Source organism: Myroides injenensis M09-0166 (assembly GCF_000246945.1).
GTDB classification, from domain to species: domain Bacteria; phylum Bacteroidota; class Bacteroidia; order Flavobacteriales; family Flavobacteriaceae; genus Flavobacterium; species Flavobacterium injenense.
Genome location: NZ_BAEX01000046.1, coordinates 1 through 26580, shown reverse-complemented (window position 1 = coordinate 26580; position 26580 = coordinate 1). Strand labels below are relative to the sequence as shown.

Below are 26580 nucleotides of genomic sequence, written 5' to 3'. Positions count from 1 at the left end.
TTTTTTTGTTTTCATTCTTTATTATTTTACCCATATTCGACTCCGCTGCAAGCCCCAGTACTACTGGGAAAAACTCCTATTTATTGCTCCATTTACTACATAAAATTTAATGCTTAGCACTACAACAAATTAAACTTCTACTACCTTCTAAGCCCAGTAAAATAAGGTCTTGAGGCTATATCCTTCAACAACTCTTCAACATTCCTTCAACAATCCCTTATAAAACGGGGCTTTTGTTGAAGCACTGTTGAAGGAATGTTGAAGCACTGTTGAAGATTTTTATATTAAGAGAGTATTAGTTATGTACTCATCCCTCCTTATTACAAAGAAGTGGATAGAGACTTTTTCTCACCAATGATTTTTTTAAATAAAAAGCAACGAAATGCCATAGTGATACTTGCATTAAAAAAGTATAATGTGAAATACACTATATTTTAATATCTGCCCTATTAATTAAAATGAAGTTTTAAAAACTATATTTGAAAGATAATAGTATCTCTATAGCTCATTACATTAGATGTAATAATCATTTACAGTGATGATACCAGCTCGTATTGCATATCGAGTAGCATCATGCACATTATTTACTTCTAATTTTTTAAAGATATTTTTGCGATGTGTAATTACTGTATGAATACTTATATTTCTATCTGCAGCAATTTCCTTAGTCATTTTTCCAGAAGCAACTTCCTTTAAGATTTCCCTTTCAGCATTTGTTAAGATATTATCTACCTTATTGATTGAGTTTTGATGCTCTTCTAAAATTTTTTGAACTGCTGCTGTAAGATAAATCCCCCCATTCATTATTATTTCCAATCCTTTGCGTACGCTTTCTAATGAATCATTTTTGAAAATAACACTAAATTTAATTTGCTTAAACTGTAAAATCTTACGCAGCCAAGCTTCATTTATTTCATCAAATAATACTACCCAAGAAGAATTGGTATATTGATTCTGTAAATCTAGAATTTGATCAATTTGTTGTTCGAGGTTATAAGATCGTGGATTGATTAACAATAATGATTGGTCACACTTAGTCAATACACTTTTTAAATCATATATACTCTCTACTTCATTAAACTTCATTCCTTCATTACCTATTTCAAATAAAAGATTTTTAAAAGCATATTTAGTTAACTCTTGCTGATCGCAAATTACCACACACAACATAATTCAAAACTATTAATTCTACAACAAATATAGTATATAATTAGCCCTTTTGGAGCTATAAAAACGACTAAATACCTGCTATTTTATAAATTATTCTCACTATTCCTTCCCTTGCAAGACTAAATAGATAAACAAAAAGGGAGCCACTTGTTTAACAGTAACTCCCTCTTTAACTAACTAATCAAAAAACTATAAATTCTCTTTATTTACTAACCTTATTAAATAGGTTAGGGTTTTCTATTTCTTCTACATTTGGAATGCGATATAAATAGTATTTACTATTAGGCGCAAAATCCGACTTGTCTGGGAAATTTAAAATGCGGTGTCCCATTGGTGTAAGATTAACTGTAACTGTTGAAATACTACCGTTTGCATCTGTCTTCTCAAAACTATAAGGAACTAAATCTTGAGGATATGCTTTTCGAACTACATTTTGTTGATTTCTAACAATATCTACTAGACTAAATCCCTCGCCAAAAAGTTCTTTACGGCGTTCAAGCCATATCTCATCCAAAAGTGCTTTCCCGCTTAATCCTGTCACCTCTTTTGCACCACGAGCTCTCTTTAAATCATTTAGCTTCACAATTGCATCTCCATCCCCTAACTGAGCTTTTGCCTCTGCATTAATTAAATAAATTTCTGAAGTACGCATTAGCACGATATCTGCGATCTGTCCAGCTTTAAATTTGAATTTAGCATAACGCATATATGCCTCATCTTTTTCTTTTGGATTGTTGTTTGCAGGATCTGGAGCCCAATATATCATCGACTTTCTATAATCACCATCATCAAACAAATCTTTGAAATAAGGATCTGCATTAAAACTAAAATAGTAACTAGATTCTGAAGTAGTATCTAAGTAATTGAAATTATATGATGCATTACTTTGATCAGGCAATTGGGGATGTCCCCATATCCACTCAATATTTGATACATCATTAAAGCCACTTTTATATTCTTCCTCATTCATTAACGTACCATTTATTGCTAATAGCTCATCAGAATATTTTTTTGCTTTTTCAAAATCTCTCGCATATAAGTTCGCTCTTGACAAAAGACCTAATACTACACTTCTATCGAATTTATGTTTTAAATTACGCTTATAAGTATCAGGAATTAAGGCTAGTGCTTCTTCTAAATCGCTAATAGATTGTTGATATACTTCTCTTGTAGTCGCCGCTTCTCGAGGTACCGTATTAATTGTTGTTGGCTCTAAATAAATTGGTCCAACTAAAGCATCTGGTGTAACATTAATAGCAAATGAGTAACTAGAAGCTAAATGTAAATACATAAACCCACGTAATGCCAATGCCTGTCCTTTAACTCTATCTTTTAAAGTTTGCGTTCCGGTAGCAGCATCTATATGAGAAATAACATTATTAGCGTTATTAATAACATTGTAAGTTAAATTCCAACTAAATGTATTTGTCCCCGCTTTCGAATACAATGCATTAAAAGCGTAATGAGAACCAAAACCATATCGATTATTTAAGACTACATCTGAGCCCATTGCATCACTAGTTCTTAAAAATGCACCATATCCAGGATTAGCATAAGTATAAAAGCTTTCCATTAACTTAGCCCATGTCCCATTTAATACTTTTTCATTGTCCTCTACTGTTTTAAAAACTTTTGCAGATTCTATTGCATCTGTAGGAGACGTCTCTAGATCACAAGAAATAAGAGTACTAGACATTACAACTCCTAAAAATATATATTTTAAAAAATTCTTTTTCATTTCAATTATAGTTTTAAGTTAACACCTAATGACAATGTTTTCATCGCTGGATAACGATAGTAAGTTGTTCCAGCAAACGTTTGTTCTGGATCCAATCCTTGTTCTTTTGTCCAAGTAAATAAATTTTCTGCCTGGAAGTAAACAGATGCACCACTGATGTTAATCTTTCTTAATAATTCAGTAGGTAAGTTATAAGATAGTGTTACTGTTTTTAATTTTAAATAAGAACGGTCAACTAAAAATCTATCAGAACTATTTGTCCAAGATGTTTTTGGGCTTGTAGATAGACGAGCATAGTTAGTATCTGTATTTTCAGGAGTCCAACGGTTCATCATATCTGCACTCCATGTATTCCCATTACCACTTTGTCTGTATAAACTTAGTTTATCACCATTGTATATTTTACCACCTATGTTATAAGAAAAGTTTGCTGCCAATTGCCAATTCTTATATCTCAAATCTGTACTAAACCCTCCACTAACATCTGGTAAAGAAGAACCTTTATATACTCTATCATCTTGAGTCAATGATGAGTAATCTTCTGTAATAGACTTCGATCCATCTGCATTTTGTTTATACCACTGTGGATTTCCATTTTCTTTATTAATTCCTGCCCATTCCATAAGATAAAAATCATAGATTGAATTTCCTACTTCCCATTTATTACTACCACTCCACATTACCTTACTTGGCAATGAAGTAATTTTATTCTTGTATGAGGTAAGATTTAATCCCAAATGTAATGTCCAATCTTCATTTTGAATAGGATAACCATCAACAGTAAATTCAAAACCATAATTCTTAATACCACCAATATTAGCTTCAGTAGATGTAAATCCAATAGATGGCGCTAAAGGTTTAGAAAATAACAAGTCCTTAGATCTACGCTCAAAATACTCAACAGTACCAGTCAGACGGTTATTAAAAAATCCAAAGTCTACACCAATATTCAAATTCAAATTAGTTTCCCAGCTTAATTTTGGAGTTTCGATTCTACTAGTGGTTAATCCTGGTTCATTTAAATTATTATTAATAGCAAATAAAGCTTGATATGCATATAGTCCAACATTATCATTTCCTTGCGCTCCGTAACTTGCTCTAAGTAATAAGTTAGATAACCAACTATCTCTATATGGAAGCATAAAATCCTCATCTATAACTCTCCATGATGCTCCAAATGACCAGAAACCTCCCCATTTTTCACCTGGTGCAAATCGTGATGAACCATCTGCACGATAAGATGCTGATAAAAAGTATTTTTTGTCATAAGAATATTGTGCATTTCCAAAATAACTCAACATTTTATATTTATCTGCTTTCCCATAAAAATCAACTAGACGAGATGCTGCATCAGGTTCTTCAAAGCCCATCATTATAATTTGCTGTCTTGTTCCTCCAAAATAATTTGAATCAGTTTCATAATATTCCTGTCCTATCATAGCAGATATACTATTCTTATCATCAATATCTAGATTATAATTCAAAACATTGTTAAAAGTCAAGCTTACTGATCTTGTATTTTGACGTGAAATACTACCTCCAACACTTGCAGAACCTCCATATTCAGGATTTGCTACATTATGATTATTTGTATTGTTATAATCAACGTTTAATGAAGTTTTAAGTTTTAAATTATCTAAAAACTTTATTTGAGAGTAAGTTCTAAATGTTGCTACATCTTTCTTAATCTCACTCTTATCTAATGGTAAGGTTTGAACTAAATTATATTTATTATATGACGATTTTCTATAAGCACCATAATCATAAATACGATCACCAGTATCTGGGTCTCTTAAATATGCTCCAGTAGTTAAATCTCTTTCATAAATTGGATAAAACGAAGGAAGGTTTCTTGCAAATCCAATTACATTACTAATTGCACTATCATCTTGTTTTGGGTAATCTTGAATTGAATGCGCAGCAGAAACATTTAATCCTAATTCTAACCAATCTTTTACGTCAACAGATAAATTTGTACGTAAATTAAAACGTTTGAATCCTGACTCTAATACATAACCTTCATTATTTAAGTAACCTCCAGATATATAATAACGTGATTTCTTACCACCTCCACTAACACGTAGGTTAATATCAGTATAACCAGCATGTTGAGATAACGCATCACTCCAATCGTCATTCCATAATGGCGTTAATCCCTCTTTCAATTTTCCGTCTAAACCAACTGGGTTAGGATTATTCAATCCATAAGGATTGATACCAATAGAGTTTACTAAATTTGCAGTAGCATATTCCGCTGCTTGACTAGCATTCATTTTAGCATTATCCATTTGACCATTGCGAATAGCTTCCCATTGCAATTCCATGTATTGGTTAGTGCTTAATTGTTTATAATCACTTCTAGCACGAGATGAAATACCTTGTTTTGCTGTTATTTCAATCTCCGGGTTACTATCACGTGAACCTTGTTTAGTAGTAATCATAATTACACCATTTGCTGCACGCGACCCATATAGCGTAGCTGCAGTAGCATCTTTCAATACTGATATAGATTCAATATCTGATGCAGCAATTGAATTTAATGATCCATCATATGGAACACCATCCACAACATATAAAGGACTGCTAGATGCATTTATTGAGCCAATACCACGTATACGAATAGTTGCTTCAGAACCTGGTTGTCCACTTGAGGCAAAAGATTGCACACCAGCAACTGAACCCTCTAAAACTCTTGACACATTACTTACTTGTGATTTCTCAATATTTTTTGCTTCAATTACACCAACAGAACCTGTATAAGTTTTCTTATTAGCAGTACCATAAGGGACTTGAATAACTACTTCTGAAAGCTGTTCAGGTTCTATTTTTAAAAGTATATTTAAAGTAGATTGATCTTTTATTAAAACTTTTTGATCTAAATATCCTACAAATGAGTAAAGAAGACTTTGTCCTTCATTCGCTTTTATAGAATAATTCCCATCAAAATCTGTCATTACTCCTTCCGAAGTACCAACAATTGTTACAGTAACCCCAGGCAATGGTCCTGCTTCATCAGAAACTACACCTTTAATAGTGCGTTCTTGTGCTTGTATAGATACATAACTAACAAACACTAACAAAAAAGTAATAATTTTTTGCATAGTTATTATTTTAAGATAATTCCGATAAATTATCTTCGTTAAGAATTAGATTAATTTTGTAATAAAGAATATAAATTGAGAAGCTATATATCGCTTCTAAAGAATTAGCAACAACAGCATTGCATTGCCATCATAGAAGATGACATTCGAAGAGAAGATGAAAATACACTTGCAAATTGAATTTTAGAATTCGCGGTTAAGTCAATTGTTTTCATATTTTGTTTAGGTTAAGATTTTCTCTTTTATTGTATAATAAGATGTATTAGTAGAATTCAATAACCATAGAAAGAGTACTAACAATAAATATACACAACAGAGTACAGTTACTTCGTCTACTAATACAATGCAAATTTACTTTGACACTACAAAATATGAAATACCATATATATGGTAGATTTCTTAAAACCAACGTAACACTTTATACAAAACACCTATGCATTAGTTAATTACAACTACTAATCTTATAACAATTTTTGTATGGAAGAACAAAAAAAGGTTGCTCAAATTGAGCAACCTTCCATATTATGATCAGAAACTATATTATTTTACTTTACATGTAAAATAAAATAATTCTTCTTACCTTTTTGTAATAAAACAAACTGATTATTAATCAAGTCATTTGAATTAATAATATAATCCTCTCCTACTTTTTCTCTATTTACTGAAATAGAATTAGCTTGTAAAGAACGACGAGCTTCACCATTAGATGGTAAAAAATTAGATTTAGCAGCTAACGCTTCAACGATATTTAATCCTGCTTCAATATCAGCTTTGTCAATTTCTGCTTGTGGAACACCATCAAATACTTCTAAGAAAGTTTGTGCATCTAATTGTTTAAGATCCTCAGATGTTGAATTTCCAAATAAGATATTAGATGCTTTGATAGCATTCTCTAAATTTTCTGCACCGTGTACCATTGTAGTTACTTCAGCAGCTAAACGTTTTTGTAAAACACGTAAATGTGGAGCTTCAGTATGTTCTTTCACTAAACTTTCAATCTCATCACGAGAAATGAACGTAAAGATTTTAATATATTTTTCAGCATCAGCATCAGATACATTCACCCAATACTGGTAAAACTTATATGGAGATGTATATTCCGCAGATAACCATATATTACCTCCTTCTGATTTACCAAATTTAGTACCATCAGCTTTAGTAATTAATGGACAAGTTAAAGCATAAGCTTTCTCTCCAATTGTTCTACGTATTAATTCTGTCCCAGTAGTGATATTTCCCCATTGGTCAGAACCTCCCATTTGCAATGTAATGTTCTTGTCTTGATATAAATGTAAGAAATCATATCCTTGCATTAGTTGATAACAAAACTCTGTAAAAGACATACCGTCTTGAAACTCTCCGTTTAAACGTTTCTTTACAGAATCCTTTGCCATCATGTAGTTAACTGTAATGTGCTTCCCAATCTTTCTAATAAACTCTAAGAAAGAAAAGTCTTTCATCCAATCATAGTTATTAACTAACTCTGCTGCATTCTCTGACCCTGAATTAAAGTCTAAAAAGCGCTCTAGTTGTGCCTTGATTGCATTTTGATTGTGACGAAGTGTTTCCTCGTCTAATAAATTTCTTTCATTAGATTTTCCAGAAGGATCACCAACCATTCCTGTAGCACCACCAATTAAAGCTATCGGCTTATGTCCAGCTAGCTGAAAGTGCTTTAACAGCATTACACCTACTAAATGTCCAATATGCAATGAATCCGCTGTTGGGTCAATACCCACATACGCTACACGCATCTGCTCCAACAAATGTTCTTCAGTGCCTGGCATAACGTCGTGGAGCATACCTCTCCAAGTCACTTCTTCAATAAAATTTTTCATTTAACTAAATTTTGAGCAAAGATAGCCCAAAACCTTAGCTTATGGAATAAAAATTACGATACATTGCATTTTTATTCGTTTTCTATTTTTACTCTTTAGATATTAATAATACGGGCGTTCAATTCTAACTTTCGCTCAGAATTTTTCACAATGTGAAACATAACGCTTATTTTTGTCTAACATATGATACTAGTAACAGGAGCTACAGGCCTATTAGGCGCACATTTAACCCTTCAACTTCTCAAAACAAATGAGAAGATAAGGGCTATATATCGAAATGAAGAGAGTATCAAAAAAACAAAAGCTTTTTTCGACTATAAAAACTGTAGTCATGAATTCTTAAAAATAGAATGGGTCAAAGCTGACTTAAATGATATACCAGCACTAGAAATAGCTTTTAAAGATATTGACTTTGTTTATCATTGTGCGGCATTAATTTCATTTGACCCAAGAGATGAAAAAGAATTACGCAAGATTAATATTGAAGGTACAGCTAATATTGTTAATTTATGTATTGCCTTTAATATTAAAAAGCTTTGCTATGTAAGCTCGATAGCTACCCTAGGTGAAACATTGGCAAAGAATAAAATCATTTCAGAAACTACTAATTGGAATCCAGAAGTATATCATAGCGATTATGCTATTACAAAATATGGGGCAGAAATGGAAGTTTGGAGAGCTACTCAAGAGAATTTAAAAGTAATAATAGTCAATCCAGGTATTATATTCGGTGAGGGCTTTGGTTATGAGGGTAGCAATGATTTCTTTTTAAAAATTAAGAAAGACTTTCCTTTTTACACTAAAGGTATTGCAGGTATTGTATATGTAGATGATGTAGTTAAAGCAATGATATCATTAATGGGAAGCGAAATTTACAATGAAAGATTTTGCATAGTCTCTGATAATGTTAGTTATAAAGAATTACTTGAATTTATTGCTGAGAAACTAGATAAAAAATCACCATATATCTATGCCTCAAAATTGGGATGCAAGATAGCATGTAAATTAGATGCCTTTATTTCGCTTCTTTTTGGTAAAAAAAGAAGTTTTACAAAAGCACTTGCAATAGCCTCGCATTCACAATATATTTACAGTAATGAAAAAATTAAAAAACAACTAGATACTCCTCTAGTTTCATACAAAGAATATATCCCAAAGATTGTAAAATATCATCAAAAAGAAGAGCTCAACTAAAAAGTTGAGCTCTTCTTTTTGATGATAAATCTAAAATTATCTTATATCTTTTTCTCTCAGTGAATCTTTTTCTAGAGTTTCTTTTGGACCTTGAATTGTATCTAACTTTTGTATTGCCAAGCTATCAACTTTTATTTCAGTATCTATTGGCAAATTGTTAAGTGAATCAATAATTGCAATATTCTTATCTATTCTTTGCTCAATATTCATTTGCATTTCCAGATATACTCCTTTGTTCAAATTAATATAATATTGATTATTCTCGGCAAAAGTTAAACTATCAATTTTATATTTAGCTAAAACAGAATTTATATCAACTTGAGGCATTGTATCATTGCGATACACATTCACATTATAAGCACCATATAACAAAGCAATATCATATAAGATATTCTCCATTTTATCTTTTTCTATAAGTGGATTAGGCTTCTTAATTCCTCGATCACATGAGACAATGAATACTGCCAATAATAAGAGTAATAATATGTTTCTGTTCATCAATATAATTTATTTTATCTCACAAATAATAATCTTTGTCCAAAAGGAGTCTCAACTACTTGATCATTTTCGTAAACTAGATTACCATTTACAAAGGTATGAGAAATCTTAGAATTAAATGTTTGTCCTTCGAAAGGCGACCACCCACATTTGTATAATATATTCGATTTATTAACTTCCCAACTTTTATTAGGATCTATAATTACAACATCTGCATGGTAACCCTCCTTTAAATAACCTCTTTTTTCTACTTGAAAAAGTATAGCTGGATTATGAGCTGTTTTCTCTACGATTTTTTCGATTGATATTTTGCCTTGTTTTGCAGCTTCAAATAGAGATACTAAAGCATGCTGCACTAGTGGACCCCCAGACGGAGCTTGTGTGTAGGCTTTACTTTTTTCCTCCAATGTATGAGGCGCATGATCAGTTGCAATAACATCAATACGATCATCTAACAGCGCTTCCCATAAACCATCTCTGTCTTGCTGAGACTTTACAGCTGGATTCCACTTAATAAAATTACCTTTTGACTTGTAATCTTTATCTGTAAACCATAAGTGATGTACACATACTTCCGCAGTAATTTTTTTATCTTTTAATGGTATATCATTTTGAAATAATTCAGTTTCAATTGCTGTAGATAAATGAAAAACATGTAATCTCGCTCCCGTTTTTTTTGCCAATTCTATCGCCTTAGAAGAAGATAAATAACATGCCTTTGCACTTCTAATTACTGGATGTAATTCTACTGGAATATCATCACCATAAATATCCTTTTGTTCTTGCAGGTTTTTTCTAATTGTACCTTCGTCTTCTGCATGAACAGCTATAAGCATTGGAGTACTAGAAAATATCTTCTCTAAGACATCTTGATTATCTACTAACATATTCCCTGTAGAAGAACCTAGAAATAATTTTATACCAGCTACATTTCGCGGATTTGTTTTTAAAATTTCTTCCAAGTTATCATTCGTTCCACCCATCATAAACGAGTAGTTAGCAAATGAAGTTGTAGAAGCAACTTTATATTTATCCTCTAGAATTTCTTGTGTAACAGCGTTAGGAACTGTATTCGGCTGTTCTATAAAAGAAGTAATACCACCAGCAACTGCTGCGCGAGATTCCGTAGCTATATTCCCTTTATGGGTTAAACCTGGCTCTCTAAAATGAACTTGATCATCTATCATTCCAGGGATAACATATTTTCCAGTAGCATCAATCACTTGACAAGAGTCTGATACATCAATATTCTCGCCAATTTTAGCAATCATACCATCTTGGATTAAAATATCCCCAGTAAAAATATGGCCTTCATTTACAATTTGTCCATTTTTAATTAAATAAGTTGTCATTATAGTCTGTTTAGTAGTTTACGTATTCGCAAGCTCATTACTCCAAAAATTGCTTCTTTAATAATGCTGCCTGACATCTTAGATACACCTCTAGTGCGATCAGTAAAAATAATTGGTACTTCTGTTATAGGAAAATCTTTTGCAAAGGTTCTATACTTCATTTCAATTTGAAAAGCATAACCAACAAATCGAATCTTATCAAAATTAATATTCTCCAACACCTTGCGTGAAAAGCAAACAAAGCCTGCTGTTGTATCTCTAATTTTCATTCCTGTGATTAGTCTTACATACATAGATGCCCCATAAGATAATAACACCCTGTTTAAAGGCCAATTAACTACATTTACACCGGTAACATAACGAGAGCCTATTACTAGACCTTGATTATCTATACAAGCTTTCAATAGCTTAGGTAAATCATTAGGATCATGAGAGAAATCAGCATCCATTTCAAATATGTAGTTATAATCACGTTCAAGAGCCCATTTAAAACCGTGAACATAGGCTGTTCCCAGTCCCTCTTTACCTGCTCGTTTTTCAACAAACAATCTTAATGGATACTTTTCTTGTAATTTTTCGACCGCAGCAGCAGTACCATCAGGAGAATTATCATCTACCACCAAAACATGAAACTCCTCTGGTAGTTCCAAAACAGCATTTAATATTAAGGTGATATTTTCAATCTCATTATAAGTTGGTATAATGACAAGTCCTGAATTCATTTTATATTATTTAAACACAAAAATAGCCTTTTTATAAATAGTTAAAACTTAAATAATACACAAACTGCACAGCTGGTTAAAAAATTCACTAATTTTGCATTCGATATGGATAACTTAATTTTAATAGAACGCATTATTAAAAACAAAGATTGGGCTACGATACTATTCTTTGCAGGCTTTTCCATTATTGCAATTAATAGAACAATATTTGGTGTACGTTTTTCAGAATTTACTCGTTTAGCTATATCTAACAAGTATTTAAAAATTTACAAAGACAATACCAACCTACGCAATAGCTTCACTCTATCTTTTTTAGGAATACAATTAATATCCATTACGTTTTTTATACAAATTTGTCTAAAGTCTTTTGGGTACCTTGACCAATTAACCTTACTGTCATTTATTCAGATATTAAACTTTATTACTTTTTTTGTATTAACAAAATACATTCTCGATAAGATTATTGCCTTATCCTTTAATATAGAAGAGTTTGCAGATGCTTTAAACTTACAAAAAGCCACTTACAGAAATTTCTTAGGAATGATACTTCTAGGAGTAGATGTTTTACTTTTCTATAACAATATTGACAATAAAATAATACTAAGTATTTTGATTTTTGCATTAATAGCAATAAATCTATTATTATACATCATTTTTATAAAAAACTATCAAAAATCAATAATAAATAAGTTGTTCTATTTTATTTTGTATCTTTGCACCCTTGAAATAGCTCCTTATTTTTTACTGTTTTTTTGGTTTAAAAATTTTCGAGCATAATAAGAAGCATAACTATGAGAGTGAAAACTATTTTGGTTTCTCAACCAGCGCCTAAAGTGGAGAATTCTCCTTACTTTGAGTTAGAACAAAAGTACAAAGTAAAAATTGACTTTAGACCCTTTATCCACGTAGAGGGTGTAGAAGCCAAAGAGGTAAGACACCAAAAAATTGATCTAAACAACTTTACTGCAATAATTCTAACCAGTAAAAACTCTGTAGATCATTTCTTTCGGGTAGCAGAGGAGATGCGTTATAAAGTACCTGAAACACTTAAATACTTTTGTCAATCAGAAGCTGTAGCATATTACTTACAAAAATATGTAGTATACAGAAAAAGAAAAATATATGTAGGACAAAAAGATTTTTCAGAATTAGCTCCGCTAATCAAGAAGTATAAAGATGAGAAATTTTTATTACCTGCATCTGACCAACTAAATCATGACATTCCAGCAACATTAGATGAATTAAAAGTAAACTGGACACCCGGAATCTTTTATAGAACTGTAATGAGTGATTTATCCGATTTAGCAGATGTGAAATATGATGTTTTAGCATTCTTTAGCCCTACAGGTATTAAATCACTATTCAAAAACTTTCCTGACTTTAGTCAAGATAATACAAGAATAGCAGTATTTGGTACTTCTACCCAAAAAGAAGCTTTAGATCATGACTTAAGAGTTGATATCATGGCTCCTGCACCTGAATCACCTTCTATGACAATGGCATTAGAAAAATATATTCAAAAAGTAAACAAATAGAATACTTTAAAAAAGACAAAAAAAGTAGTTAGAACTAAAATGATCTAACTACTTTTTTATTTATAACAAAAGGGCGATAATCTTAATTATCGCCCTTTCTATTTTATATTATTACCTTCAATAATTAGATTTGAGGTCCTGCAACTACAAGTGCTTTCCCCTCATCATTATTTGAATATAATTTAAAGTTTTCAATGAATAAAGCAGCTAAATCTTTTGCTTTTTCCTCCCATTCTTTACTATCAGCATAAGTATTACGAGGATCTAAGATATTAGTATCTACTCCTTCTAAAGCCGTTGGTACTTCAAAATTGTAGATTGGTACAATTGTAGTTTCTGCTTTTTCAATAGAACCATCTAGAATACGGTCTATTATAGCTCGTGTATCTTTAATAGATATACGTTTACCTGTACCATTCCAACCTGTATTTACCATATAAGCTGTAGCATTGTTTTCTTCCATCTTTTTCACCAATTGCTCACCATATTGAGTTGGGTGTAATGATAAGAAAGCTTTACCAAAACATGCTGAAAAAGTAGGCTCTGGTTTAGTAACTCCACGTTCTGTACCTGCTAACTTAGCTGTAAATCCAGATAAGAAATAATATTTAGTTTGCTCTGGAGTCAATTTAGAAACTGGAGGCATAACACCAAAAGCATCTGCAGTTAAGAAGATTACTTTTGTAGCTGGTCCAGCTTTAGATACTGGCTTAACAATATTATCAATGTGATAAATTGGATAAGACACACGAGTATTTTGTGTTACAGAACCATCATTAAAGTCAATTTTACCATCTGCATCAACAGTAACATTTTCTAATAAAGCATCTTTGCGGATTGCTCCATAAATATCTGGTTCATTCTCTTTACAAAGATTAATTGTTTTTGCATAACAACCACCTTCAAAATTGAATACACCTTCATCGTCCCATCCATGCTCATCATCTCCAATTAATTCACGTTTTGGATCTGTAGATAAAGTAGTTTTTCCTGTTCCAGAAAGACCAAAGAAAACTGCTACATCACCATCTTTTCCTTTATTAGCAGAACAGTGCATTGCAGCCATACCTTTTAAAGGTAAGTAGTAGTTCATCATTGCGAACATACCTTTTTTCATCTCTCCTCCATACCAAGTACCTCCAATAACTTGGATTTTCTCAGTCAAATTGAAAGCAATATAAACTTCTGAATTTAAACCGTAAGATTTGTAATCTTTAAATGTAGTTTTTGAACCATTCATTACAACAAAATCAGGCTCACCGAAGTTTGCTAATTCTTCTTCTGTTGGACGAATAAACATATTTGTCACAAAATGTGCTTGCCATGCTACTTCCATAATGAATCTCACTTTTAAGCGAGTATTCTCGTTAGCACCACAGAATGCATCAACAACATAAAGTTTTTTACCTGACAACTGATCTGCAGTATTTGCTTTAAGCGCATCCCAAGTTTTGTTGTCAATTGGTTTGTTATCGTTAGGAGATTCTGGTGAGTTCCACCATACAGTATTTTCAGTTACTGCATCTTTAACAATATACTTATCTTTCGGTGAACGACCAGTGAACTCTCCAGTCATTACATTAACGGCACCTAGTTCCGTTACTACACCTTTATCAAATCCTGTTAAAGCAGGATTTGTTTCTTCTTTAAATAAAACGTCGTAAGAAGGATTGTAAATAACTTCTACAACATCTTTAATACCATATTTTTCAAGTGATATTGATTCTGAAATATCCATTTTCATTATTTATGTTGTGTATTAATTTGTATGCAAACTTAGAAATAAATTTAAAATATAAATAGTCTATTACCTATTTAATGCTTTTATCGCATTTAAGCACTTGAAATCCAGCAAATAGCCATGCTATTATAAATAAAACTCCTCCTATAGGTGTTATAGGACCAATAAAACTTATATCACTAGAAATCAAATCTTTGAAAGTTAATAAATAGATAGAACCGGAAAAGAAAAGTATTCCAAACAATGTTAAATACATAATTATTTTTTTAGCCTTGTCTGAAAAAAAAGTACAGACTCCTACAAAAAGTAAGAAAAAAGCATGATACATTTGGTATCTTACTCCTACTTCAAATGTAGTTACTTGAACCTCAGTAACTATTTTTTTTAGTCCATGAGCTCCAAAAGCTCCTAAGATGACACCTAGTGCTCCAATAAGAGCGGCTATAAAAATCACTTTACGTCCCATTGATTTTTCTTTCAAATATACGATATATATAACAATAGTGTTTTTTTGATTCTAAAACCATCTCTTTTATGTCAATAAAATCAGAACTGTTTATAATTTAGTTGCATCTAAATATTTAATATTTTCACTACTTAAAGAGATATTTTAACAAATGTCTCCAAAAGCATTATAGATTATGTAATAATTGCGGGATCATTAATTTGAAGGAAATCACACGTAAAACACCAAATAATCCTTATAAATTTTAGTACTTAACCTTCTTACAGCTATTTTCAATGGTAAATTATCCAATGTTTCTAACATAAATAAAAATCATCTATTTATTATTTTTTGTTACGTAATTGAAATTGCTATTTTAGTAAAACCAATCAACAAACTAGATTATGAAAAAACAAATTCTTATTGTAGGCGCAGGCCGCTCTGCGTCATCAATGATTAAATATCTGTTAGACCATTCGGACAAGGAAGAAATAACACTTACAATTGCTGATATCTCATTTGAGCTTGCTCAAAAAAAAGCAATGAACCACCATAATGCAAAAGCTATAGCGCTTGATCTTTTTGACACAAAAGCACGCCAAGAACAAATTCAATGCGCCGATATTGTAATATCTATGCTACCAGCAGCATTACATATTGAATTAGCAAAAGATTGTTTACAATTCAAAAAAAACTTAGTCACTGCTTCTTATATAAGTCCACAAATGAAAGAACTGGACTTAGAAGTAAAAAACAACAATCTAATTTTTATGAATGAAATAGGTCTTGACCCTGGAATTGACCACATGAGTGCAATGAAGATTATAGACGATATTAAAAGTAGAGGTGGAAAAATCCTCTCCTTCAAGTCGTATTGTGGTGGACTAATAGCACCTGAGTACGATACCAACTTATGGAATTATAAATTCACTTGGAATCCTCGTAATGTAGTTCTTGCTGGTCAAGGAGGCGCTGCAAAATATATTGAAGAGAAGCAATATAAATATATTCCTTACAATAAAGTATTCAGGAGAACCGAGAATATAGAAATTGATGGATATGGCAGATTCGAAGTCTATGCAAATAGAGACTCTCTAAAATATCAATCAATCTATAATTTAGAAAATGTAAACACACTGTTACGAGGAACTATAAGACGAGTTGGATATTCTAAAGCTTGGAGCTTATTAGTTGACTTAGGTCTTACAGATGACACCTACCAAATAGACAACTCTGAATCATTAACTTATTATGATTTTATCAACTTATTTCTTCCTTTCTCTTCCACTGATTCTATAGAAACTAGGTTTAAACTCACTTTAGGCATTGAACCTGACGACCAAGTTTTCGAAAAGATACTTGAATTAGACTTGTTCAGTAGAGATAAGATAGTAGGTATCAAAAACGCTACTCCTGCACAAATATTAGAAAAAATACTTACTGAAAACTGGTCCTTAGAACCTCAAGACAAAGATATGATAGTGATGTATCATAAAATTGGATATGTAATTAATAATGAGAAAAAACAAATTGACTCAACTATGATCTGCATTGGTGAAGATCAAACATACACTGCTATGGCAAAAACAGTTGGTCTTCCTGTAGCAATAGCCACTTTAAATATCTTAAATGGAAAAATAAAAACAACAGGAGTACAATTACCTATTACTGGCGATATTTATAATCCAATTCTTGATGAATTAGACAAAAATGGTATTACTTTTATAGAAAAAGAAGTACCCTATGAAGGGCTTTAAAAACTAAATATATAAATATGAAAAAAATAATAGTCTTTCTTACAATATTTATAAGTTCTATATTATCTGCTCAGAACTTGGATTATGCCTATTTCGAGTTACGTAGTGACAATGAAGATATTAATAACATCACAATACGATCCAATAATGTCATTTTTAAAATAAATGGTGATGGGAGTGATTTTACGTTTTTTATTTTAAACAATAATTTTTATAACATAGATTATAATTATTTTCAGGATCCCTTAGATATAAGTTATGACTATATTGATTCTGATTATTTCGAAGATACTTCATATAGAAATAAAGACAATATTTCATATTATAATGATTTTGACGAAAACATAAACAATAGAGTTAAAGAAATAAATGGCATTAAAATAAAGTACTATGATCGTTTTAATTCAAAAAAAAGCGGCAAAATAAAAAGTATTGGTAATATAAATTTTGACTATTTTGATGTTTTCTCTTCTAGAGAAAAAGAAGGTAAGATTTCAAAAATTGGTTCAAATCAAATAAAATACTATGATGTTTTTGATGGAAGAGATTTAGAATATAAAATTAAAAGTATTGGTCCAATTAAATTTGAATATTATGACGCCTTTGATCGTAGCAATAAAAGAGGACAATTAAAGCGAACAAAAGGTAATACAAAAGATTTCTTGGCACTTCCTAAAAGAGAAAGACATTATCCTTATTAATTTAAAAAGCTTATTTAGGTATTGCCTGGATAAGCTTTTTAGTATATTCTTTTTGAGGAGCTTCATATAGCAAATCTGCTTCGGCGAGCTCTTCAATTTTCCCTTTATTCATAACAATGATATTGTCAGACATATACTTAACTACAGCCAAATCGTGTGAAATAAAGATATAAGTAAATTTATAATCCTCTTTTAGTTCATTTAATAAGTTTAACACTTGAGCTTGTACCGAAATATCTAATGCTGAAACAGATTCATCACATACAATTAATTTTGGTTGCATAGCGATAGATCTAGCAATTCCAATACGTTGGCGTTGCCCACCAGAAAACTCGTGAGGATACTTATTAAATGCTTCTTCCCCTAAACCTACTCGATGTAATAATTCTAAAACTTTTTTCTTTCTTTCCTTATTATTTTGCCCTACTCTATGAACCTTCATAGGTTCAATAATTGCTTCGCCTACAGTTATTTTAGGATTTAAAGAGGAATACGGGTCTTGAAAAATAATCTGAATTTCTTTCCTTAATAAGCGTAATTCTTTACTATTCAGAAGCGTTATATCTATTCCTCTGTAAAAAATTTGACCCGCTGTAGCCTTATCTAACTGTAGTATAGCATTACCTAATGTAGATTTTCCACAACCACTTTCACCTACTAACCCTAAAGTCTCTCCTTCATAAACGGCAAACGATACATCATCTAAAGCTCTAAAAAAGCCTTTTTTGAATAGACTCCCTTTCGTAATATAATCTTTACTGACGTGTTTAACTTCAAGTAACGGCGATGACGCATATATTTTTTGATGATACTCTTTTCGTTGCTCTGCAGTAACCTCTTCATTAAGAACTGAATGATTAATGAAATTATCTATAGTAGGCAATCTCTTTAAACGAATATCCATACTTGGTCTAGATGCAATAAGTGCTCTAGTATATTGTTCTTTTGGTGATTCAAAAACATCAATACTCCTACCCTTCTCTACAATATCCCCTTTATACATTACTAATACATAATCAGAAATGGAAGAGACTAATCCTAAATCATGCGAAATGAACAAAATACTCATTCCCGTATCTTGTTGAATTTCCTTTAGTAATTGAATTATATCTTTCTGAACGGTCACATCAAGTGCTGTTGTAGGCTCATCAGCTATCAAAAGTAAAGGTTTACAAGCAATTGCCATTGCAATCATTACTCTTTGCTTCTGACCTCCCGAAATCTCATGCGGATATTTACTATAAAGCTCAAGAGGATTGGGTAATTTCACCTTAGAAAACAAATTAAGAACTTCTGTTTTAACTTCATAAGACGTCATTTTAGGAAAATGAGCTTCCAAAATTTCAGCTACTTGCTTTCCACAAGTAATAGTAGGATTTAATGCACTCATAGGCTCTTGAAATATCATTGCTATCTCTTTACCCCTAATTGCTCTAAATTCTTTTTCTTTTAATGATAAAAGATTTCTACCATTAAATGAGATACTTCCTTTGGTAATAGTAAAAACTTTTGGTGATAACAATCCCATTAGAGCAAGAGCAGTAATAGATTTTCCAGAACCAGATTCTCCCACCACTCCTAATATTTCATTTTTAGAAATACTAAAAGAACAATCTCTAACAATAGATACAGAATCTTTATCTTTCAAAACCGCTATCGTTAAATTGTCTACCTCTAATAACTTATTTTCACTCATACTATCATTACAAAATGTATATTCAAAAACAAAAATAATGTTTTAATTCTGCACATCTTATTAAACGAACAAGATTATACAAACACATAACTCATCTTACTTAGCCTAAAAATGGAAGCTATGTGTTTGTATCATTAAAACATCTATTCATATTATTTATGCTACATTAATCTGATCATATTCTTTTACAAGGGTAATTACAGTTGTTGTTTTACTTTTAAAACTAGTAAAAACAGGACAAGCTAATTTTATGGCATCAATCCATTCTTTTAACAAAATGATAGAAGCCTCAGAAGATGGCTTTACAGTAACATCAATTTTTTTAAAATTAGACGCACTTACAGTTTCTTCCTTAGTAATATCAACAACTCCCTTTACTTCAATTTGTATAGATTTTAAATTTAAATTTAAAGTATTACCTATCAAATTTCCAATAGAGTGGATACTACCAGCAAGTTTAGCAAGTAGCAATTCGTTTGAACTTACAGTATTATCAGCTAATAGTTCTTTACCATCTTTTACAGTAAAAGAAAAGTTCTCTGTTTTTACAGCAAACTGTTTTTCCCTGGCTGAAAACCCTAAAACTTTTACAACATTTTTTTCCATTTTTTTCTTTTTAAGTGTTTGTGAATAAGTGTTTTTTTTATAAAAAAAAGTCCTTTTGAAGCTTAGCTACCAAAAGGACTTATAAAATAATTCTATCATTGAGAATTAACTATCAATCTTGGCAACTTCCATTTATGGGCATATACGAAATAAACATAGTCTTTATGGACATGTTTTGCTTCACGCATAATACATTACAATAGTTAATAGTTAAATTCATTTCTTATTTCTTGTTTAAAATTTCATATATAAAAAAAGCCCCCGTTTGATGACGAGGGCTCTAAATATATTATATTGATATCAATAAATTATATAGCACCCCCGAGCGTCTGTTTAGACACTTGCATTGTAAAATAAACTAAGGAAATACAATTTGAATAATTTGTTGACATTATTTATACCTTTATTTGGAATCAAAATTAATAAAATTAAAAAGTGTTAACTACATTTCATTTTGTATTTTAACTTTATTTTAACTTATACAGATAATATCTCCTCCTCTGTTAATAAAGGCTCTCTCTTAAACTTTAAAATGATTTGCGCTACGGCAAGTACATCTTTTTCACAATATGTAACTATTCTGTTAATATCATTATCTTCATAATATACTTTTCTTACTTCACTCCCATCTATATCATCCTTAGGGGAAGGTATTCTAAGAATCTTAGTCAATAACTTTAATGATGTGAAGTTTTTAAAATCACCAAACTTCCACAATTCCATAGTATCCAAATGAAGAACCTCCCAAGGTTTCTTTCCCATAAGATTAAGTTTTGCAGGTAACCTTACCTCATTCACTAGCATACGTCTTGCTATATATGGGAAATCAAACTCTTTTGCATTATGTCCACATAAAACATGCTGAGGACGACTAAAGTAACTATCTAGTAAATTAGCAAAAGACTGTAATAATTCCTTTTCATCGCCCCAGAATGAAGTTGTTCTAAACTGACGTATTCCATTCTTAAACGAGAAATAGCCAACAGATATACAGACAATCTTTCCAAATTCCGCCCATATATCACCAGACTCTACATAAAACTCCTTAGCAGAAATTTCATCTTTTCTTTGATAACTTGTTTTTCCTTCAAAAAGCATTTGAGTTTCACTATCTAAATCTTCAAAACTTTCAGTTGCAGGTACAGTCTCAATATCTAAGAATAAGATGTTTTCTAATTGTATACTTTCTAAAACCATTGTTATCTATATTTTTCGTTGATTTAACATAGCATAAGCCTGATCTATGTAAAAATAGAGATCATTACTATGTGGGTCCTCATCGGTCTGGATACCTTTTAAATGACCCAATCGAACAATAATAACATTATCCTTAGGAGAGACAATAACAAATTGCCCTAAATGTCCTCTCATATAGAAAAAATCCTGATTTCTATAATTGACCAACCACCAGCCATATCCATACTCAGGAGCTTCTTCAAATCTTGGTTTAATTGACATAGCGACAAACGTACTGTCTAATAATTGCTCTCCATTCCATTTTCCATAATCTTTATACAACTTGCCAAAACGAGCAAAATCTCTCGCATTACTTGTGAAACAACAATATGATTTTTCAATTCCATCCCCTTGGTGATCTATTTGCCATAAGGCAGGATGTTCGGCTCCCATAGGTTTCCAAAAATATTCTGACACATAATCTGACAAATACTTACCTGTAGCTTTTTCTAAGACCATTGTCAACAATTCAGTATCTCCACTTTTGTAAATAAACTCTTTTCCTGGCTCATCATTAATATCAACTCCGTACATTACATTTCTCAAATCCTTATCAAAATAAACCCTAGTCATAATTGAAAACGGACTATAATAAGATTCATCCCAATCAAGACCAGAAGACATTGAAGATAAATCTCCGACAGTAGTTTTATCTCTATACTTTCCTTTAATCTCAGGCAAATAATTTACTATCGGTTCATCCAGACTTTTAATCTCACCTCTTTGAAGTGCTTTACCTAAAGCTACAGAGACTACACTTTTTGCCATTGAGAAAGAGTTAGTATAGGAATCCTTATCGTAGGAGTCATAATAACTTTCATACCACAAACTATCATTCTTGATTATTAAATAAGCAATACTGCGCAACTCTCTGTGAGTATTTTCTAGCTCCTCACTTCCCTTTACACTATTGTAGTCCTTAGCTATTGGCCAAGGCTGTATATCACCATTATCAATTGTACGTGTAGGAAAGTATTTGTAATCATCTAAAAAAGCAGTTTTATAACCATTAAAGTAAATTGTCTTTACTGCGGTAAATAAATAATCTACTTTAAACAAATAAGCAAGAGCAACAATAACTCCAAATAAGATGACAAACCATTTTAAAAACTTAAGTAAATACTTCATATTCAGTAAAATTAGATAACAAACTAATATAAACTAATTTCACTAATCTATTATACGTCCTAACAAATACTTTTAACTCCTCCACAAAAAAATTATATTTGCACATTCATATATATTAAATATTGCAATCCATGCATTTTATATCACCAGAATTAGAAAATTATGCAACTAATCATTCGGAAGACGAACCTGAATTATTAGCTAAACTAGATAAAGAAACACACCAACGAATTTTACAGCCTAGAATGTTAAGTGGACATTTTCAAGGTCGTTTTCTGAGTATGATGTCAAAACTAGTAAGACCAAAAAATATTTTAGAAATAGGTACTTTTACAGGGTATGCAACACTAAGTCTAGCAGAAGGCTTAGCTGAGGATGGATGCATTGATACAATAGATGTTAATGAAGAATTAACTGATTTTCAAAGAAAATATTTCGATGAGTCGCCCTATGGAAAGCAAATCATCCAACACTTAGGAAATGCCTTAGACATCATTCCTACATTAGACAAAAAATTTGATTTAGTATTCATAGACGCCGATAAAAAGAATTATATCAATTATTTCCATACAGTAATTGACAAAATGAACAAAGGAGGCATTATATTATCAGATAATGTGCTGTGGTCTGGAAAAGTAGTCGATGAAATAAAACCTAATGATAGATCTACAATTGAAATAGATAATTATAATAAGCTATTAAAAGATGATCCTAGGATAGAGACTATACTCTTACCAATAAGAGATGGATTAACTGTCTCAAGGGTAAAATAAAAGAAGGCTGATGAAAATTTTCATCAGCCTTCTTTTATTTTATTGTAATTGTAATTTATATTTTTTTTCTACCAACTTAAACAATTGATAAAACAACGAACCAAACAAAATTCCAACACATATTCCTACCAATATATCTCCAGGAAAATGTAGAGATAGATAGATTCGACTATATGCAAAAATAATAGGGAATATAAACACTAAAAAAGCATATTTATAATATCTTCTCAATATTAAGAACAAAAAGACCATTGTAGCAGTCGAATTTGAAGCATGACCTGAAAAGAAACTCCATGTATTACTTCCTCTAACTATTCTAATAATGGGCATTAATTCTTCAGTATTACATGGTCGATATCGCATTACACTGTACTTAACTAAATTTGTAACTTGATCTGTAAACGTAATCAGTAAAGCCAAAAACAATAATATCACGCCTAATTTCTTAATTGATACTTTCTTATATACAACATAGAGTAATACTATGAAAAAAGGAAGCCAATTCAATTGTTTTGTAATAAATAACCAAAAGGGGTCAAATCTTTCAGTACCTAAACCATTTAAAAAAACTAATAACTCTTTATCCCACGTAACTAAAGTCTCTAACATTAAGGCTGTCTTTTAATCGGTCCAGTAATATTCTCTATATCTTCCTTCTGCTTTGTTATTTCATCTTGTATATCTTTAACAGGATTAATATCAATGTCAAAAGTTTCTTTTATCTCTTTTGTAATTCCAGATTGATCAGCACTCTTAGTTATCTCATGCTTAATATCATTTGTAGCATTTTTAACTTGAGTCATGAACTTTCCAAACGTACGTGCCATTTCAGGTACTTTATCTGAGCCGAATAACATCAATATAATCAATATAATAAAGAAAAGCTCTCCTCCTCCTATTCCAAACATACCTATTTAATTTATAAGTTTCTAGTTTACAAAGCTACAAAGTTTATTATTTTTTTTCACTACAAAATTTAAAAAGCATTTGTTAAATCAATTAATAACCTCTAGTTCATTGTTTGTTTCCTCTTTTTTATTGATTAATTCTAAAAACTTAAAGACTAACTCACCAAGACGAGACTCTACTCTTTCCTTTTCAAAAGCTCCTGATGATAACAAACTTTCCATCTGATCATCAATCGCTGCATAATAAGCAAATCCTACAACATATTCGCTAGGTATATTATAATCTTTTGTCAAACGTTCTTCACTAAAATATCTCAACAAGCGATCCTTTCTACTCTCTTGTTGCTCATATTTTAATGCTTTCTTCAACATTTTGGTACGCCCTGAAATCCAGTTCACGATAGCACTTACGGGAATAATACCTCCTCCGCTAGTTGCTGTATACAGTTTACGCTCCATAGGAGTATATCTTTTTGTTCCTCTTGGAATTAATCCTAACGATTCTGAAGTGATTTTTGTAATAACGATTTCGTCTAATTGAGAATATAGCTCATTAGGTTCTAATGGAATCAAAACTATATCTCTTTCCAAATCTATTTGATCCAACTCATATCGATACGCCATAAATAAAGCACCTGAAAACATCAAAGTATCCTTATCTTTTGCTAACAAATTAAAATAACCTCCCTTTTCAGTCATTACTGCATCGCCTGTATTCAAATTAGATACGTAGATATCTTTCAATTCGCGTGATCTAGACACTACTTTTCCATTTATCATTTGACGCTCTTGCGCAAACAAAAAGGAAGTCATAAAAAACAATAATAAAGTGACAACAACCTTCATTTAATAGCTTTAATAATTTGGTTTGTAAAAATATCTTATTCAATAAGATATAAAAAGTATATTCTTTCAAAGTTCTGTTAAAATAACTGCGAAATAGAATAAACTAAAAAAGAAATTATTCTTTTATTAATAATTAATGCATTGAATCAACTAATTAAATATCATCTATGCAAAAACTATTATTTCATTAATTTCAACTTATTGTTATAGTAACGACCAGCCTATCTTTTTATTCTTTTCAACTTGTTATAATTTACTTAAACACCAAATTCCAAATACAAACACTAATAATCCAATAAATTAAGAATATAATACTTCAAGCATACCACGTAGTTTTCCATAGAAATACATACTAACATATTCCCAAATGATAATATACAACAGAGGTAAATTCTATATTTAAGTTAGTTAATTCACAAAACCAGAAAGTTATTCAAATTTGTTAGTCACTCCTTATTTGATACTCAAAAAACAACAATTATAAAATGAATAAAAAACGAAGTAGATTTGTAAAAATTATCTTTAGACATGAAAAACATAATTATAGCTAGTACATCGACTATTTATGATAGTAAATATTTGGAATACTTATTTCCTGCATTAAAAATTCATTTCCAAAATATCAAGAACTTACTTTTTATCCCGTATGCTAGACCTAGTGGTATTACTCATGATGAATATACTGCAAAAGCACGAGAAGCATTTGCACATTTAGATATAAATGTCAGAGGAATACATGAGTTCGACGACCCTATAAAAGCTGTAGAAGAAGCAGAAGGTATCTTTACAGGAGGAGGTAACACCTTTCTTCTAGTTAAACAGCTTTACAATACTGAAACTTTACAGGCTATACAAAAAGCAGTGTTAAACGGAACTCCTTATTTAGGATGCAGTGCTGGTAGTAATATATGTGGACTAACGATGGAAACGACAAATGATATGCCTATTGTTTATCCTCCATCATTTAAAACTTTTGGTTTTGTACCATTCAATATAAACCCGCACTACTTAGATCCTATTGATGGTTCTACTCACATGGGGGAAACAAGAGAAACAAGAATTAATGAATTCCACAGTATTAATACACAACCAGTTGTAGGTCTTCGAGAAGGCAGTTGGTTAGAGGTTAAAGGAAACTCTATTGTGTTAAAAGGAAAATTGACAGCGCGCATTTTTGAACAAAACAAAAAAGCATACGAAGTAACTCCAGAAACGCAATTAAATCAATTGAAATAGTATAAGACGATAAAAAGGAGTAATCTTAAATACTACATCTAGTTTAAACATTGTATACCTAAATACTAGGCATCAATTTACTTTATAAATTATAAACCAATATAGAGTAGTTAACATCATCGTTCTACAACTCTATCAGAACGTGACGCAATGCTCCTGCTTTGATACCACAATGATACCGTAGTGATGCCGCTATTTAATAGGATTTTAGCGGCATCATTGCGGTATCACTGCGGCATCACTCCCAATATTAGCACTATATTACTCCACTTATATGTAAACTATAAACGTTTAAAACTTAACATAAAATCTATTCAAGGACGGTGTATATAAGGATTGCTCCTAACGAAAACTTTGGA

Annotated in this window: 23 protein-coding genes; 7 read left to right on the top strand and 16 right to left on the bottom strand. The window is 31.1% G+C overall.

Annotation, left to right across the window (positions count from 1 at the left end):
* Window positions 1-513 precede the first annotated feature (513 nt).
* The 4 genes from RH98_RS08900 to tyrS all read right to left on the bottom strand — a co-directional run bounded on the left by RH98_RS08900 (window position 514) and on the right by tyrS (window position 7847).
* Window positions 514-1170 (bottom strand): helix-turn-helix transcriptional regulator, encoded by a 657-nt coding sequence (locus RH98_RS08900; protein WP_010253268.1) that lies wholly within the window; start codon window positions 1168-1170, stop codon window positions 514-516.
* Between the two features lie 202 nt (window positions 1171-1372).
* Window positions 1373-2908 carry a RagB/SusD family nutrient uptake outer membrane protein gene (locus tag RH98_RS08895; RefSeq protein WP_010253266.1) on the bottom strand — a complete coding sequence of 512 codons (1536 nt, stop codon included), beginning with the start codon at window positions 2906-2908 and terminating at the stop codon, window positions 1373-1375.
* 5 nt (window positions 2909-2913) lie between these two features.
* Window positions 2914-6009 carry a SusC/RagA family TonB-linked outer membrane protein gene (locus RH98_RS08890; RefSeq protein WP_010253263.1) on the bottom strand — a complete coding sequence of 1032 codons (3096 nt, stop codon included), beginning with the start codon at window positions 6007-6009 and terminating at the stop codon, window positions 2914-2916.
* A 545-nt stretch (window positions 6010-6554) separates the two neighbouring features.
* The gene (gene tyrS / locus RH98_RS08885; RefSeq protein WP_010253260.1) at window positions 6555-7847 is read right to left on the bottom strand and encodes a tyrosine--tRNA ligase; all 1293 of its coding nucleotides are present in this window, start codon (window positions 7845-7847) and stop codon (window positions 6555-6557) included.
* 183 nt (window positions 7848-8030) lie between these two features.
* On the opposite strand from tyrS, the gene RH98_RS08880 reads away from it, so the two are divergent.
* A complete protein-coding gene (locus RH98_RS08880) occupies window positions 8031-9041 on the top strand; it encodes an NAD-dependent epimerase/dehydratase family protein (protein WP_010253257.1) in 1011 nt (336 codons plus the stop codon).
* A gap of 36 nt (window positions 9042-9077) precedes the next feature.
* Here the strand turns inward: RH98_RS08880 and RH98_RS08875 are convergent, their stop codons facing one another.
* From RH98_RS08875 to RH98_RS08865, 3 genes are read right to left on the bottom strand one after another with little or no spacing between them, the layout of a single operon-like run.
* Window positions 9078-9539, bottom strand: coding sequence for a DUF4296 domain-containing protein (locus RH98_RS08875; protein WP_010253254.1), 462 nt, complete (start codon window positions 9537-9539; stop codon window positions 9078-9080).
* Between the two features lie 14 nt (window positions 9540-9553).
* Window positions 9554-10891: a dihydroorotase gene (locus RH98_RS08870; protein ID WP_010253251.1), complete on the bottom strand. Its 1338-nt coding sequence runs from the start codon at window positions 10889-10891 to the stop codon at window positions 9554-9556.
* Window positions 10891-11613 carry a polyprenol monophosphomannose synthase gene (locus RH98_RS08865; protein WP_010253248.1) on the bottom strand — a complete coding sequence of 241 codons (723 nt, stop codon included), beginning with the start codon at window positions 11611-11613 and terminating at the stop codon, window positions 10891-10893. The genes RH98_RS08870 and RH98_RS08865 overlap by 1 nt, the downstream gene beginning before the upstream one ends.
* Window positions 11614-11718: 105 nt before the next feature.
* Here RH98_RS08865 and RH98_RS08860 point away from each other — a divergent pair, with 105 nt between their 5' ends.
* Both RH98_RS08860 and RH98_RS08855 read left to right on the top strand, forming a co-directional pair.
* Window positions 11719-12390, top strand: a complete 672-nt coding sequence (locus RH98_RS08860) for a DUF4271 domain-containing protein (protein WP_010253244.1) — start codon at window positions 11719-11721, stop codon at window positions 12388-12390.
* A gap of 14 nt (window positions 12391-12404) precedes the next feature.
* Window positions 12405-13148, top strand: a complete 744-nt coding sequence (locus RH98_RS08855) for a uroporphyrinogen-III synthase (RefSeq protein WP_010253242.1) — start codon at window positions 12405-12407, stop codon at window positions 13146-13148.
* 124 nt (window positions 13149-13272) lie between these two features.
* Here RH98_RS08855 and pckA read toward each other — a convergent pair whose 3' ends face one another.
* Both pckA and RH98_RS08845 read right to left on the bottom strand, forming a co-directional pair.
* The gene (gene pckA / locus RH98_RS08850; protein ID WP_026038822.1) at window positions 13273-14886 is read right to left on the bottom strand and encodes a phosphoenolpyruvate carboxykinase (ATP); all 1614 of its coding nucleotides are present in this window, start codon (window positions 14884-14886) and stop codon (window positions 13273-13275) included.
* A gap of 73 nt (window positions 14887-14959) precedes the next feature.
* A complete protein-coding gene (locus RH98_RS08845) occupies window positions 14960-15355 on the bottom strand; it encodes a DUF423 domain-containing protein (RefSeq protein WP_010253235.1) in 396 nt (131 codons plus the stop codon).
* A gap of 383 nt (window positions 15356-15738) precedes the next feature.
* Here RH98_RS08845 and RH98_RS08840 point away from each other — a divergent pair, with 383 nt between their 5' ends.
* Window positions 15739-17091, top strand: coding sequence for a saccharopine dehydrogenase family protein (locus RH98_RS08840; protein ID WP_010253232.1), 1353 nt, complete (start codon window positions 15739-15741; stop codon window positions 17089-17091).
* 17 nt (window positions 17092-17108) lie between these two features.
* On the top strand, window positions 17109-17792 hold the full coding sequence (locus RH98_RS08835; RefSeq protein ID WP_010253229.1) for a hypothetical protein: 684 nt from the start codon (window positions 17109-17111) through the stop codon (window positions 17790-17792).
* A 10-nt stretch (window positions 17793-17802) separates the two neighbouring features.
* Here the strand turns inward: RH98_RS08835 and RH98_RS08830 are convergent, their stop codons facing one another.
* The 4 genes from RH98_RS08830 to RH98_RS08815 all read right to left on the bottom strand — a co-directional run bounded on the left by RH98_RS08830 (window position 17803) and on the right by RH98_RS08815 (window position 22458).
* Window positions 17803-19488: an ABC transporter ATP-binding protein gene (locus tag RH98_RS08830; RefSeq protein ID WP_010253224.1), complete on the bottom strand. Its 1686-nt coding sequence runs from the start codon at window positions 19486-19488 to the stop codon at window positions 17803-17805.
* 156 nt (window positions 19489-19644) lie between these two features.
* On the bottom strand, window positions 19645-20094 hold the full coding sequence (locus tag RH98_RS08825) for an OsmC family protein (protein ID WP_010253221.1): 450 nt from the start codon (window positions 20092-20094) through the stop codon (window positions 19645-19647).
* A gap of 477 nt (window positions 20095-20571) precedes the next feature.
* Complete coding sequence (locus RH98_RS08820) at window positions 20572-21291, bottom strand: 3'-5' exonuclease (RefSeq protein WP_010253218.1); 720 nt, start codon at window positions 21289-21291, stop codon at window positions 20572-20574.
* 6 nt (window positions 21292-21297) lie between these two features.
* The gene (locus tag RH98_RS08815) at window positions 21298-22458 is read right to left on the bottom strand and encodes a serine hydrolase domain-containing protein (RefSeq protein WP_010253215.1); all 1161 of its coding nucleotides are present in this window, start codon (window positions 22456-22458) and stop codon (window positions 21298-21300) included.
* A gap of 131 nt (window positions 22459-22589) precedes the next feature.
* On the opposite strand from RH98_RS08815, the gene RH98_RS08810 reads away from it, so the two are divergent.
* Complete coding sequence (locus RH98_RS08810) at window positions 22590-23231, top strand: O-methyltransferase (protein ID WP_010253211.1); 642 nt, start codon at window positions 22590-22592, stop codon at window positions 23229-23231.
* A gap of 39 nt (window positions 23232-23270) precedes the next feature.
* On the opposite strand, the gene RH98_RS08805 is transcribed toward RH98_RS08810, so the two are convergent.
* From RH98_RS08805 to RH98_RS08795, 3 genes are all read right to left on the bottom strand, one after another.
* Window positions 23271-23840: a phosphatase PAP2 family protein gene (locus RH98_RS08805; RefSeq protein ID WP_010253208.1), complete on the bottom strand. Its 570-nt coding sequence runs from the start codon at window positions 23838-23840 to the stop codon at window positions 23271-23273.
* Window positions 23840-24139, bottom strand: a complete 300-nt coding sequence (locus RH98_RS08800; RefSeq protein WP_010253206.1) for a Sec-independent protein translocase subunit TatA/TatB — start codon at window positions 24137-24139, stop codon at window positions 23840-23842. Before RH98_RS08800 ends, RH98_RS08805 begins: the two co-directional genes overlap by 1 nt.
* A gap of 87 nt (window positions 24140-24226) precedes the next feature.
* A complete protein-coding gene (locus RH98_RS08795; protein WP_010253202.1) occupies window positions 24227-24985 on the bottom strand; it encodes a hypothetical protein in 759 nt (252 codons plus the stop codon).
* A 528-nt stretch (window positions 24986-25513) separates the two neighbouring features.
* Here RH98_RS08795 and pepE point away from each other — a divergent pair.
* Window positions 25514-26221 (top strand): dipeptidase PepE, encoded by a 708-nt coding sequence (pepE, locus tag RH98_RS08790; RefSeq protein WP_010253199.1) that lies wholly within the window; start codon window positions 25514-25516, stop codon window positions 26219-26221.
* Window positions 26222-26580 lie beyond the last annotated feature (359 nt).